The sequence below is a fragment of the Staphylococcus arlettae genome (assembly GCF_002902345.1).
Classification (GTDB): domain Bacteria; phylum Bacillota; class Bacilli; order Staphylococcales; family Staphylococcaceae; genus Staphylococcus; species Staphylococcus arlettae.
Genome location: NZ_PPQB01000005.1, coordinates 291,051 through 304,463, shown reverse-complemented (window position 1 = coordinate 304,463; position 13,413 = coordinate 291,051). Strand labels below are relative to the sequence as shown.

The window sequence follows — 13,413 nt, the reverse complement described above, 5'->3', positions numbered from 1 at the left end:
AATAAAAAGCTCTTTTGCACATAGAAAGTACAAAAGAGCCATAAATTAGTCCATAAAATCTTTAAGACGTTTACTTCTGCTTGGATGTCTTAATTTTCTTAATGCTTTTGCTTCAATTTGACGAATTCTTTCTCTTGTAACGCCAAACACTTTACCAACTTCTTCTAATGTACGTGTTCTACCATCATCTAAACCAAATCTTAAACGTAAAACATTTTCTTCACGGTCTGTTAATGTATCTAACACATCTTCTAATTGTTCTTTTAAAAGTTCGTAAGCAGCGTGATCTGAAGGGCTTTGCGCCTCTTGATCTTCGATGAAATCACCTAAATGGCTGTCATCTTCTTCACCAATTGGGGTTTCTAATGATACAGGTTCTTGAGCAATTTTTAAAATTTCTCGTACCTTTTCTGGTGGTAGATCCATTTCTTCACCAATTTCTTCAGGTGCTGGATCTCTTCCCAAATCTTGTAATAATTGACGTTGAACACGAATTAATTTATTAATTGTTTCTACCATATGCACTGGAATACGAATTGTACGTGCTTGGTCGGCTATAGCACGAGTTATTGCCTGTCTAATCCACCAAGTCGCATAAGTTGAAAATTTAAACCCTTTATTAAAGTCGAATTTTTCAACTGCTTTAATCAGTCCCATATTTCCTTCTTGAATTAAATCTAAGAATAACATTCCACGACCGACATAACGTTTAGCGATGCTGACTACTAGACGTAAGTTTGCCTCAGCCAATCTAGACTTAGCAACTTCGTCACCATCTTCGATACGTTTTGCCAGTTCAATTTCTTCTTGTGCACTTAATAAATTAACACGTCCTATTTCTTTTAAATACATACGGACAGGATCATTTATTTTGACACCTGGAGGCGCACTTAGGTCGTTAGGATTAATTTTATCATCTGTATCATTACTATCTTTTTCATTTACTAAACTAATATCATTGTCATTTAGCTGATCGAAAAAATCATCCATATGATCTGGATCCATTTCGAAGTTTTGCAGTTTTTCTGCAATTTCTTCGTGGCTTAAATGCCCTTCTTTTTTACCTTTTTCGATTAATTGTTTTTTAACATCTTCTAAAGTTAGAGATGGGTCAATTGTTTGTTTCTTTACTTTAACTTTATCTACAGACATGAAAAGGCCTCCCGAATATAATATCAACGAATACATTTTGTTTAATTGTGAGAGTTTATTAGTACTCATTGCCATTTATGACGTTACTTAAACATTGTTAACCTCATAATTATACAATTGTAAGTTGAGTTGTACCGTAACTGTTAATTCATTCTATTTTTATTGTAGTCTACAATCTTTGCTAAGTAATATTTTTGTAATTCCGTATCACCAAGACGTAATGCATCATTTAATTTTTGATTTAAAGATACTGCAGTTTCTTCTGTTCTATTAGCAGTAATAGTGTTGATATAGTCATCGATTTCATATTCAAACGGTTCTTCATTTATCTTATAATTATCTAAAGATATAAATGCTTCTTTTATCTCTGAAATGTCGATATATTGCAACACATCACTAATGTCGAACGTACCATTATCGGCATAAAACTCACGTAAAACATTAAATATACGCTTAAAATACTCATTTGTAAAGTCTTCAGGCGCAATTAATTGGTGGTAATTTAAAAATGTATCTTTATCATTCATGAAATGTCTTAACAAGTTTCGTTCTGCTTTTTCTTGTTTAGTTAAATTAGTGAACTGTGGTATGTTGGGCACACTTGGAATTTGAGGTTCATAGTACGATTGTACGGCTCCTACTTCATTACTTAGACTTTCCTGACTAACTTTAAACAATTCCGCTACTTCTTGCAATACCTTTTTCTTTAAAATTGGCGATTGCATAAATCCAATTTCATTCGTAATCTCTTTAAGATATTTTTCATAAGCTAAATCATTATTATTAATTTCATCTTGATGCAATAATACTTTATAAATTAAATACGCTTTTTTTTCATGATTTACAAAGTGATTAAATGCATCCGCACCATATTTACCAATATATTCATCAGGATCCATATTTTTAGGTAATTGTACTACAAACACATTAAAGCCTTGTTTTAGTAAAACATCTCCTGTTTTTAATGTAGCTTCACTTCCTGCAAAGTCTCCATCAAACATTAAAGTAATATTGGAAGTTAATTTTTTAAGGAATGTTATATGTTCTTGCGATAGCTGTGTCCCCATACTTGCAACTACTTGCTTTAATCCTGCTTGATCCGCTTTGATAACATCCATAAAACCTTCAAGTAATATTGCTTCATCTACTTTTCTAATCGTTTTGCGGGCGCGATCTACATTATATAGTAATTTCCTTTTATGAAATATTGGTGTTTCTGGTGAATTTAAATATTTTGGTTCTTGATTCGTATAAGTACGTCCTGAATATCCTACAATACGTGATTGAGCATTCATTAATGGGAACATAATTCGATCTCGAAATCTATCGAAATAACTAAAGTTTTCTTCGTTACGTGATAATAAACCAGCTTCAAATGCAAGTTGAATATCATAGCCTTTTTTCTGTAAAAAATCATGACAAAAATGCGTATTATTAGGTGCATAACCTATTTGACGCGCATCTATTAATTCATCTGTAAAACCACGTTCTTTTAAATAATTTAACGCTGCTTCACCTTCTACAGTTTTTTTTAGAGCATAATGATAATATTCTTGCATTAATTCATGCATTTCAATCATCTTCAAATCATCTGATGCAATTTGATGACCATCATTTGATGGTGTTTCAGATGGTAAATCCACAGTAATATTAACACGCTCACCTAGTTCTTTTACTGCTTCAACAAAGGAAATATCCTTAATTTCTTGAGTGAATTGAAAGACATTACCACCTTTTTTACAACCGAAACAATGACAAATTTGTTTATCTTCTGAAACGGTGAACGATGGTGTTTTTTCATCGTGGAAAGGGCATAAACCAATATAGTTTCGCCCTCTTTTTTCTAATTTTACGTATTCACTTACTAAATCAAGGATATCTGTTTTATCTTTTATATCATTTATTACTGCTTGTTCAATTCGCAAATTTTATCACCTATTACACATTAGTTATACAATTATAACTGTTAAATACCTTTTTTGAAATTATTATGCTCAATAATACTAATAATATCATTGGCTGTTTCTTCAATAGCTTTATCAGAGACATCAATAACAGGACAACGGATTTTCTCAACTAAATTATGGAAGTAATCAAGCTCTTCTTTTATACGTTGTTCTGTAGCATATCTTGCACTTTCACCTAAACCAAGTTGACGTAACCGTTCTTTTCTAATTCTATTAAGTTTTTCCTCACTAATTTTTAAAGCGATACATTTTGATGGATCAACATTAAATAAGTTTTCAGGCGGAACCACCTCTGGCACAATAGGAATGTTCATTACTTTATAACTTTTATGTGCTAAATATTGTGATAATGGCGTTTTAGAAGTTCTAGATATGCCTAATAATACTATATCCGCTTTTTCTAATCCTTTTGGATCTTTACCATCATCATATTTAACCGCAAATTCGATAGCATCTATTTTTTTAAAATAAGCCTCATCAAGTCTGTGTACTAATCCTGGTTCATAATACGGTTGTTCATCTATGCGTTCTAATAAGATGTTCATTAACGGTCCCATAATGTCAACACTTTTAATATTAAGTTCTCTTACTTTAGCTTCCATATATTTACGTATTTCTGGTTTCACTAACGTGTACACTATAATGGCGTCCGTTTCACGAGCTACTTGTACGACCTCATCAACATTTTCTAATGCTTCTATATAAGGATATCTCAATATTTCATGTTCACACTGATTGGGATTAAACTGAGATATACATGCTCTTGCTACTAATTCTGCTGTTTCGCCAATAGAATCTGATGCAACTATTAAATTTATCTTTTCCATTTCATTAACCACCTATTCATTAAATAATGATACAAAAATATTAGTTATTGTAGTTTTAGAGATTCTACCTTTAACTTCAAATTTACCATTATCTTTTTTATTTACTATGGGTAACGAATCTATTTCTTTTTCAATCATTAAATTCGCTGCATAAACTACGCGTTCATTTTCTAATATGTAATTCAAATTAGGCATTCTTGTCATGACGATATTTACAGGCATTGAATGAATATCGTCACCAATCATAGAAGCTCTTAGCAAATCTTTGCGTGAACAAACTCCTATAAAATCACCATCTTCGTTAATCACAAATAATGTACTTACATCTTCTAAAAAAATAGTACATATCGCATCATAAACTGACATTTCATTTTTAACGACAACAGGCTGAGATAAATAATCTTTGACTACATATTTTTTTAATTGATCTGAAATTAATTTGTTTTTAGGCTTTCCTGCATAATAGTAACCTACTCGTGGTCGTGCTTCTAAAATACCTGACATTGTTAAAATAGCTAAATCAGGTCTTAAAGTAGCTCTAGTAAGGTCTAATCGCTCTGCTATATGCTCACCGGTAATCGGTCCATTATTCTTTACAATATCGACAATTTGTTGTTGCCTTTTACTAAGTTCTATAGCCTTTCACCCCTTTACTCATACATCATAATTATACATTGAATTGCTTCCTGCTACAAATACATATAATTACTTGCTAATAGTTAAACTATAGATTAGAATAAACAGTGAAGCGAGCTAAGGGCGGTGAGAGCTTAGCAAGTAATAATGGCGTAATCAATTAAAAATAAATTTAAAAGTGAGTGGCTACACTAATTTGGGTGGAACCGCGGGTTAACTAAAAATTAGAAATAACACACAACATTTGTGGTATTATTATTAACTCGTCCCAAGGCAATGTTTAAATTACTATGTGTAATTTTCTTTGTCTTGGGGCGTTTTTATGTAAAAAAGGAGTGCATTTTGATATGACGAAAGATATGGAAACAGTAGTACAATTAGCAAAACATAGAGGTTTTGTATTCCCTGGTAGTGACATTTATGGTGGTTTATCTAACACTTGGGACTATGGTCCACTAGGTGTTGAACTAAAAAACAACGTTAAAAAAGCATGGTGGCAAAAATTCATTACTCAATCACCATATAACGTTGGTATTGATGCAGCCATTTTAATGAATCCTAAAACTTGGGAAGCCTCTGGTCATTTAGGTAACTTTAACGATCCAATGATTGATAATAAAGATAGTAAAATTAGATATCGTGCAGATAAAATCATTGAAGATTATATGTTAAATGAAAAAGGTGACGAAAACTTTGTCGCTGATGGCTTAAGTTTCGATGAAATGAAACGTATTATTGAAGATGAAGGTATCGTATGTCCTGTAAGTGGTACTGCAAACTGGACTGATATTCGTCAGTTTAACCTTATGTTTAAAACATTCCAAGGTGTAACTGAAGATTCTACAAATGAACTATTCTTACGTCCTGAAACTGCGCAAGGTATTTTTGTTAACTATAAAAATGTTCAACGTACAATGCGTAAAAAATTACCTTTTGGTATAGGTCAAATTGGTAAATCTTTCCGTAACGAAATTACACCAGGTAACTTTATTTTCCGTACGCGTGAATTTGAACAAATGGAACTTGAATTCTTCTGTAAGCCAGGAGAAGAAATTGAGTGGCAATCATATTGGAAAACATTTGCAAGCCAATGGTTGAAAGACTTAGGTTTAAGTGAAAGCAATACACGTTTACGTGATCACGATGAAGATGAATTATCTCATTATTCAAATGCAACGACAGATATTGAATATCGTTTCCCATTTGGTTGGGGTGAATTATGGGGCATCGCAAGCCGAACAGATTATGACTTAAGAAAACATAGCGAACATTCAGGTGAAGATTTTACTTACCATGACCAAGAAACAAATGATAAGTATATTCCTTATTGTATCGAACCTTCATTAGGTGCTGATCGTGTAACATTAGCTTTCTTATGTGATGCATATGCAGAAGAAGGTGTTGAAGGTAGTAAAGATGCACGTACAGTATTACACTTCCACCCTGCTTTAGCACCTTATAAAGCAGCAGTGTTACCATTAAGCAAAAAATTATCAGGCGAAGCCATTAAAATTTTCGAAGAGTTAAGTGCTAACTTCTCAATTGATTTTGATGAATCTCAATCAATTGGTAAACGTTACCGTCGTCAAGATGAAATTGGTACACCTTATTGTATTACATTTGACTTCGATTCATTAGAAGATCAACAAGTTACAGTACGTGACCGTGATTCAATGGAACAAGTTCGTATGCCAATTGCTGAGTTAGAAGCATTCTTAACTGATAAAGTTAAATTTTAATTAAATTATAAGAGGTTGGGATATAAATCCCCATTCTCAAATAAGAGGACTAATCCTTAATATGGATGGGTCCTCTTTATTTATATTTAAAAATATTCGATTTTGACTGTGCATGCTTTCCTGGGGTATGGTTCGAGCCTGTAGTCTCTCACACATACTATTCCCCGGACGTCAACACGTTACTAAATTAGTACAATTTATATTTTGTTATTAAAAAATTAATGACAATTATAACAAAATGTTAAAGTACTATAATAATTGAGAAAATTTCATAATACTAAAGAAAATGCCAACTTCTATATCTACTCAATAGAAGTTGGCGTTTATTTTTTAGTCAAAGATACTTTTGTCTCGTACTTTTTAATTATCTTCAATGTTATTGTCTAATCTATGCAACTGATTTATTAACTTTTGGCTTTTGAAATACATACCTGCATATTCCTTATACAATAAAATCACTAATTCAGACATTTCATCTACTATGTCAGAATGTATATTCAAATTATTCATTTTTGATACTGGCAATTGTTGTAAGATTGATAATAAATACAGCGCTCTATTAGAAAGCTTAAAGGCATGCGGATCTTGATCAATAACCGATTCGGCAATTGCACCATCATATTTAAAACTATATGCAGCAAGGGTTGATTGGTCTGTATTTTTAGTAAGAACACAATGATCAAAAATGGCTGAAAACCCAAATTTCGCCATATTCTTTAGCAAGACAATAACAGACATTAATTGTGCTGATACACCATTTGAAATCTTTTGCAAGACAAATGATAATAATTGATAATTAAATTGCGATACTTCATCATTCTCTATAGCACGATCAATGACTTCAGTACATAAACTAGCAAAACTACTTTCATAGATGTCTAATCTTAAATTGTAATTTTGATTGATGACGTCTATGGAACTTAATGTTCCCATACCTTTCCACTTAGAATAAATAAACAACCCATACACGAATAACTGTGTATGAGCTTGTAATCCTGTTTTATTCTTTTTGGCCCTTCTTGCCATAAGTGGTACTTTCGCCCCATGCTCATTTAATATCGTTATTATTTTATCTGACTCACCGTAGTCAACACTTTTAATAACAATACCTTTTTGCTTGATTAACATTTACATTTCACCTCAAGCTAAAATTAATCTTGATCTTCTACATATCCCATTTGACGAATGAAATTAACTTTATTACGCCAATCTCGTTGTACTTTAACCCAAAGTTCTAAATAAACTTTGGAACCTAACAACATTTCAATGTCTTTTCTAGCTCGTTTGCCAACTTCTTTTAACTTTTTGCCACCTTTACCAATGACGATTCCTTTTTGTGAATCTCTTTCAACAAAGATAGTTGCTTCAATGCGTACTCTATCTTCATCTTCTTTAACCATACGATCCACATTAACGCCTATTGCATGTGGAATTTCTTCGCTTGTTAAGTGTAATATCTTTTCACGAATTAATTCCCCAACGACAAATTGTTCTGGATGGTCAGAAATTTGGTCATCTGGATAATATTTAGGTCCTTCTGGTAAATAAGACTTAAGTACAGATAGGAAATGGTCAACATTGTGACCTTCAAGTGCAGAAATTGGAACGATTTCCGTGAAATCCATATATTTTTGATATTGCTCTATTCTAGGCATTAGTTCATCTGGATGTACTAAATCTATCTTATTTAATACTAAAAACACTGGTGTTTTAATTGTTTTTAACATTTCCATGATAAACTCATCACCACGACCAATATCTTCGTTAATGTTGACCATAAACATAATCGCATCGATCTCTGAAAGTGTGTTTTTTGCTACACGCATCATATAATCGCCTAATTTATGTTTGGGTTTATGAATACCAGGTGTATCTAAAAAGATAATTTGTGCATCATCTTCAGTCATAACACCTTGTATTTTATTTCTAGTTGTTTGTGCTTTATCAGACATAATTGCTATTTTATGTCCGATAACTCTATTCACAAAAGTAGATTTACCGACATTCGGTCTACCGATAATTGATACAAATCCTGATTTATGTTCCATTAATTATTTAAATCCTTTCCGGAGAATCCAAGTGGCAACAATTCGCCTACTGTAGATTCTATCATTTCGCCTGTTTGATTTGTCATATATACAGGCATATCATCATCGCACAATTCTTTCATTACTTGTCTGCATGCTCCACACGGAGATGATGGTTGATCAGCATCTACAGTAATAGTAATGGCTGCAAAATCTCCAGCTTGATAGCCTTGACCAATAGCGGCTACTAAGCTAGAACGTTCTGCACAAATAGTCATTGGGTATGCAGCATTTTCAACATTTGCCCCATAAAAAGATTGTCCATCTTTGGTAACTAAATAAGCACCTACTTTAAAGTTACTATAAGGTGCATGTGCTCGTTTTTGTGCTTCTCGTACTTCGTTAAAATAATGTTTTTGAAATGTCATTATGTTCCCCTCCCATTAATGAAGCGTATATAAAAATAAACTTATTCTATATTACAGCGCCAACAAATATGGTATAAAAATAATCAACCCTATAATAAGCGACATCACTGATACAATTAATACACTAAAGGCAGCAATATCTTTCGCATATTTGGCTAGTATATTATACTCCTTTGTACATAAATCAACAACATATTCAACAGCAGTATTAATTGCTTCAAACGCGAGCACTAGGCTAATCGCTATTATTAAAAATAACCATTCGACTTTGTTTATACCGACAAATATGCCTAGCAAAATAGCCATTGCCGCACAGCATAAATGTATAGTGAATTTCCAATCTTTTTTAACTATCGTATTAAGTCCTTGCAAAGCATATTTAAATCGTTTCATAACTACTTGTCTCTCGTCAGTCCATATGCGTCTAATATGGCATCTTGTCTGCCAAACATTTGTTTCTCTTCTTCTTCAGTCATATGGTCATAACCTAACAAGTGCAAAAAGCCATGTAATGCAAGAAAACCTAATTCACGTTCAAAAGTATGGTTATATGCATCTGCTTGTTCTTTGGCGACGTCTGTACATATAATAATATCCCCTAACACTCTTGGCATATCGATACCGACAATTTCCGGTTCTTCTTCTTCCAAAGCAAATGATATGACATCAGTCACTTTATCTTTATCACGATACATATGATTAATACTTTGTATTTCTGTTTTATCAACAAACGTTACTGAAAGTTCAGCTTCACCTTCAATATTTTCTTGCTCTTTTGCAAATGTGAGTAACTTGTCTATCTGATTATACCAAGTAGTATCAACTTCCTCTGTATGGTCACTAAAGTCTATTGTAAACAACGATTACTCAACTCCTTCGTATTTGTCTATAATTTTACTAACTAACGGATGTCTCACAACATCACTTTGATCAAGTTTTAAAATACTTATACCTTTAACGTCACTTAATTTTTTCGTGGCTTCTTTCAATCCGCTTTTTATTCCTTTAGGTAAATCCACTTGGGTTGGATCACCAGTAACTACCATTTTTGAGCCAAAACCTAAACGTGTTAAAAACATTTTCATCTGTGCGTGTGTAGTGTTTTGTGCTTCATCTAGAATAACAAAGGCATCATCTAGTGTACGTCCTCTCATATATGCAAGCGGTGCGATTTCAATAATACCTCTTTCGATAAATCTTGCAGATTGTTCTCTTCCTAAAACAGTGTTTAATCCATCATATAAAGGTCTTAAATAAGGATCTACTTTTTCTTTTAGGTCACCCGGTAAAAATCCTAGTGATTCTCCAGCTTCAACTGCTGGTCTCGTAAGGACAATACGTTTCACATTCCCTTTACGTAATTGTTTGGCAGCATATACAACAGCTAAAAATGTTTTTCCTGTACCGGCAGGCCCTATTCCAAAAACTAAATCATTTCGATTCATAGCATTGATATACAAACGTTGACCCATTGTTTTTGCACGAATTACTTTACCGAAAGCATCTTTAGTAATCTCATCTTCGTATAAATCTAATAATTGTTTTATTGTACCGTTCTGAGCCATTTTTATAGCTGACTCAACATCTTTCAGCGAAATATTAATGCCTTGTTGAATCACTTTCAATAAATTTATTAATACCGATTCTGCTTTTTCAACATGCTCCACAATATTTCCTTTTACTGCGATTTCTTGGCCGCGAGCATGTACGACGACATCAAATCCTTCTTCGATAGCTTTAATATGTTCATCATTATTTCCAATGAGAGCTTGAGCTTCATTGATATCGTCTATTTGAATTATACCAGGCATATAGGCGCTCCTTTACAATAAAGATTTCTAATTAATAGTAATTAATCTTATCTGATTTTAGAATACAATTAATTGTTTGTATAGTGGTAAAAAGCAATTGTATTCTCAAGTCCAAATAAGATTAAGCTAACAACTTTTTACATTTATATTATACCACGTTAAGCAACAATAATATTTTAAAGTGCATTTAAAAAAGCCTAATTTAGCTATAATTTAACAACATATTTACATTAAAATATCATTTGACTTAATATTACACAATTTGTGCATTGCGTAAACAACTAAAGCGTAAATACTAATTATAATTTTATCCTTTAAAACACTTGAACAAACGAAAAAGTGTGAACAAAAGTATAAAATTAAAAAGCCTAGAACAAAATGTTCCAGGCTTTTACTTACAATCGTTTAGGTTGATTTAATATTTCAGACCAAACAATACCATTAACAACTTCATCTTCATCAAACCGTAAATCATTTTGACTACTCGTTGAGCCACTTTGATAATTTTGCATTAGTTGTTTCAGACGAAAACGTTTAGTTCTCGCTGATAAATATTGATCATTGATAATGGCACGTGCTTTCTTGTCCATCCGTTGTAACTGTTTCTCTTGCTCTCTATCCATCTCTGAGCGAACATCTTTTAAATCGTTTAATAATGAGTCTTCGAGTTCTTTTTTCAGATTTTCCTCGCTTTTATTCTTACTAGGTGTCGATTCTGGTTGTTGTTTTGACTCAGTATGTCTGTCCACTTCCTCTTGTGCGGTAGTTTCTGTAGGTTGTGGTGTAGGTGGTTCAGGGTTAGATGATTTTCGATCAGATTGGCGACTTGGATCAAATTCTTCTTCAAGCTCATTGAATTTTCTCTCAAGTTCTTCGAAAAATCCTCTTTTCGGCTGTGATTCTTGCTGTGGATTTTTTTTAGGTTGCTGTTGTTGTCTTTGCTTGTGACTATTATCTCGAATCGCGCCAATGATTGTAACTACTACAGATATTACAAAGATTATAATACCTAAATTCATTTAATCACCCCTAATTATTTTTCCGGTGATTCATCTTCATCTTTTTTAGTTCTCTTATTAATGGCATTACGCATGCCTGTATCAGCTTCTACATTTTTTAAGTTATAGTAATCACCAACGCCAATATTTCCTGAACGTAATGCTTCAGCCATAGCTAATGGTACTTCTGCTTCTGCTTCAACAACTTTAGAACGCATTTCTTGTACTTTGGCTTTCATTTCTTGCTCTTGGGCAACAGCCATAGCTCTACGTTCTTCAGCTTTTGCTTGCGCAATATTTTTATCAGCAAGTGCTTGTTCAGTTTGTAGATCTGCACCAATATTCTTGCTAATATCTACATCAGCAATATCAATCGATAAAATTTCAAATGCAGTACCAGAATCTAAACCTTTACTTAATACAGTTTTGGAAATGTTATCTGGATTTTCTAATACTTCTGTATGGTGTTCACTAGAACCAATTGTCGAAACAATACCCTCACCGACACGAGCGATGATTGTTTCTTCACCAGCACCACCAACTAAACGCGCGATATTGGCACGAACTGTAATTCTAGCTTTCGCTTTAACTTCGATACCATTCATAGCAACACCTGCAATAAATGGTGTTTCAATAACTTTTGGATTTACAGACATTTGTACTGCTTCAAGTACATCACGTCCTGCTAAATCAATAGCAGCGCCACGTTCAAATGGTAAATTAATATCTGCTCTTTGCGCAGCAATATTAGCATCTACAACTCGATCTACATTACCACCTGCTAAATAGTGTGACTCTAGTTGATTCGTCGTAAGATTTAAACCTGCTTTATGTGCTTTAATTAATGGAGCGATAACCTTACGTGGTGATACTCTTCTCAATCTCATTCCTACAAGTGTACCTATACCGACTTTTACGCCTGCTGCGATAGCAGAAATCCATAGGCCTACAGGAACGAAAGAAAATAATAATAGTAAGGCAATAACAACTATAACGACTATAATTAATAAACCTATCATATTGAATCTCCTTTTTATTTTAAATTTCTCTTACGACAACTCTTGTACCTTCTACTTCCAAGATTGTGACTTCTTTATTTCGTAAAATAAACGAGCCATCTGAGACAGCGTCGATACGTTCAGTGCCATAAGAAATAATACCAGCTGGTCTTAGGTCCGTTAAAGTAGTGGCCGTTTTACCAACTAAATGAGAGCGATCATCATGGGAAGTATAACCTGATTCAGTATTTGTTGAATCTTTTAATACGACTTTATCTAAAAATGGAATATTGCGTTTGAATATTTTCACTAATATCACCCACTCAATAATTGATAAAATTAGTGCAATAACTACATTACCAATCATAAAAATTAAATTATCACCTAATGTGATAATGCTGAATATAATTAACCCCATTCCAATCAAGCCAATTACTGCTCCGACGACAAATAATTCAATAATGACAAAAATAACGCCAATGCCGAATAAAATAATCGACACAACATTAACGTCGCCTTTCACTAAAAAACCTAAAAAGAATATGAGTAATGCTAAAGTTGAAATAATACCGATGATATTAATTTTTTTAGAGTATAATTGATACAAGAAACCTAAAAAGATAATACTCGTCAATATTAGCGTAATTATTGGATTTACAATAAAATCCGCTAAATTCATCAACCAACTTTCACCTTGAATCATATTTAGCACATTTTGCATATGTATATTTGATAATAACTCCACGATTTCACCTCACTCTCACCTCTAATTATACAATAAACAGATAGCTATTAATATAGTTTAACTAATATCGATGTTAAAATTACAA

Annotated in this window: 14 protein-coding genes; 1 reads left to right on the top strand and 13 read right to left on the bottom strand. The window is 32.8% G+C overall.

The features are described 5' to 3' along the window. Window positions 1–45: 45 nt before the first annotated feature. From rpoD to ccpN, 4 genes are all read right to left on the bottom strand, one after another. Window positions 46–1,152 (bottom strand): RNA polymerase sigma factor RpoD, encoded by a 1,107-nt coding sequence (gene rpoD, locus CD036_RS01615; RefSeq protein WP_002509777.1) that lies wholly within the window; start codon window positions 1,150–1,152, stop codon window positions 46–48. A 143-nt stretch (window positions 1,153–1,295) separates the two neighbouring features. Continuing rightward, window positions 1,296–3,077: a DNA primase gene (gene dnaG / locus CD036_RS01610; protein WP_103387862.1), complete on the bottom strand. Its 1,782-nt coding sequence runs from the start codon at window positions 3,075–3,077 to the stop codon at window positions 1,296–1,298. A gap of 41 nt (window positions 3,078–3,118) precedes the next feature. Further along, the gene (locus CD036_RS01605) at window positions 3,119–3,946 is read right to left on the bottom strand and encodes a pyruvate, water dikinase regulatory protein (RefSeq protein ID WP_002509779.1); all 828 of its coding nucleotides are present in this window, start codon (window positions 3,944–3,946) and stop codon (window positions 3,119–3,121) included. 12 nt (window positions 3,947–3,958) lie between these two features. After that, the gene (gene ccpN, locus CD036_RS01600; protein WP_082435647.1) at window positions 3,959–4,582 is read right to left on the bottom strand and encodes a transcriptional regulator CcpN; all 624 of its coding nucleotides are present in this window, start codon (window positions 4,580–4,582) and stop codon (window positions 3,959–3,961) included. Between the two features lie 347 nt (window positions 4,583–4,929). On the opposite strand from ccpN, the gene CD036_RS01595 reads away from it, so the two are divergent. After that, the gene (locus tag CD036_RS01595) at window positions 4,930–6,321 is read left to right on the top strand and encodes a glycine--tRNA ligase (RefSeq protein WP_002509781.1); all 1,392 of its coding nucleotides are present in this window, start codon (window positions 4,930–4,932) and stop codon (window positions 6,319–6,321) included. 360 nt (window positions 6,322–6,681) lie between these two features. Here CD036_RS01595 and recO read toward each other — a convergent pair whose 3' ends face one another. The 9 genes from recO to CD036_RS01550 form a co-directional block, all read right to left on the bottom strand. Beyond that, a complete protein-coding gene (recO, locus tag CD036_RS01590) occupies window positions 6,682–7,449 on the bottom strand; it encodes a DNA repair protein RecO (protein WP_002510512.1) in 768 nt (255 codons plus the stop codon). Between the two features lie 23 nt (window positions 7,450–7,472). Next, a complete protein-coding gene (era, locus tag CD036_RS01585; protein WP_002510511.1) occupies window positions 7,473–8,369 on the bottom strand; it encodes a GTPase Era in 897 nt (298 codons plus the stop codon). After that, window positions 8,369–8,776, bottom strand: a complete 408-nt coding sequence (cdd, locus tag CD036_RS01580) for a cytidine deaminase (protein WP_002510510.1) — start codon at window positions 8,774–8,776, stop codon at window positions 8,369–8,371. The genes era and cdd overlap by 1 nt, the downstream gene beginning before the upstream one ends. A 51-nt stretch (window positions 8,777–8,827) precedes the next feature. Next, window positions 8,828–9,169, bottom strand: coding sequence for a diacylglycerol kinase family protein (locus tag CD036_RS01575; RefSeq protein ID WP_002510509.1), 342 nt, complete (start codon window positions 9,167–9,169; stop codon window positions 8,828–8,830). A gap of 2 nt (window positions 9,170–9,171) precedes the next feature. After that, window positions 9,172–9,636, bottom strand: coding sequence for an rRNA maturation RNase YbeY (gene ybeY, locus CD036_RS01570; RefSeq protein WP_002510508.1), 465 nt, complete (start codon window positions 9,634–9,636; stop codon window positions 9,172–9,174). Window positions 9,637–9,639: 3 nt separating this feature from the next. Continuing rightward, window positions 9,640–10,587 (bottom strand): PhoH family protein, encoded by a 948-nt coding sequence (locus CD036_RS01565; protein ID WP_002510507.1) that lies wholly within the window; start codon window positions 10,585–10,587, stop codon window positions 9,640–9,642. A 395-nt stretch (window positions 10,588–10,982) separates the two neighbouring features. Next, the gene (locus tag CD036_RS01560) at window positions 10,983–11,606 is read right to left on the bottom strand and encodes a hypothetical protein (protein WP_103387861.1); all 624 of its coding nucleotides are present in this window, start codon (window positions 11,604–11,606) and stop codon (window positions 10,983–10,985) included. A 14-nt stretch (window positions 11,607–11,620) separates the two neighbouring features. Next, a complete protein-coding gene (floA, locus tag CD036_RS01555) occupies window positions 11,621–12,604 on the bottom strand; it encodes a flotillin-like protein FloA (RefSeq protein WP_002510505.1) in 984 nt (327 codons plus the stop codon). A gap of 19 nt (window positions 12,605–12,623) precedes the next feature. After that, complete coding sequence (locus CD036_RS01550) at window positions 12,624–13,304, bottom strand: NfeD family protein (protein WP_031266853.1); 681 nt, start codon at window positions 13,302–13,304, stop codon at window positions 12,624–12,626. Window positions 13,305–13,413 lie beyond the last annotated feature (109 nt).

Coding starts and splice junctions, on each gene's coding strand:
- rpoD (WP_002509777.1), bottom strand. CDS start 1,152: ATGTCTGTAGATAAAGTTAAAGTAAAGAAACAAACAATTGACCCATCT.
- CD036_RS01605 (WP_002509779.1), bottom strand. CDS start 3,946: ATGGAAAAGATAAATTTAATAGTTGCATCAGATTCTATTGGCGAAACA.
- CD036_RS01595 (WP_002509781.1), top strand. CDS start 4,930: ATGACGAAAGATATGGAAACAGTAGTACAATTAGCAAAACATAGAGGT.
- recO (WP_002510512.1), bottom strand. CDS start 7,449: ATGTTAATCAAGCAAAAAGGTATTGTTATTAAAAGTGTTGACTACGGT.
- era (WP_002510511.1), bottom strand. CDS start 8,369: ATGGAACATAAATCAGGATTTGTATCAATTATCGGTAGACCGAATGTC.
- cdd (WP_002510510.1), bottom strand. CDS start 8,776: ATGACATTTCAAAAACATTATTTTAACGAAGTACGAGAAGCACAAAAA.
- CD036_RS01575 (WP_002510509.1), bottom strand. CDS start 9,169: ATGAAACGATTTAAATATGCTTTGCAAGGACTTAATACGATAGTTAAA.
- CD036_RS01565 (WP_002510507.1), bottom strand. CDS start 10,587: ATGCCTGGTATAATTCAAATAGACGATATCAATGAAGCTCAAGCTCTC.
- CD036_RS01560 (WP_103387861.1), bottom strand. CDS start 11,606: ATGAATTTAGGTATTATAATCTTTGTAATATCTGTAGTAGTTACAATC.
- floA (WP_002510505.1), bottom strand. CDS start 12,604: ATGATAGGTTTATTAATTATAGTCGTTATAGTTGTTATTGCCTTACTA.
- CD036_RS01550 (WP_031266853.1), bottom strand. CDS start 13,304: ATGCAAAATGTGCTAAATATGATTCAAGGTGAAAGTTGGTTGATGAAT.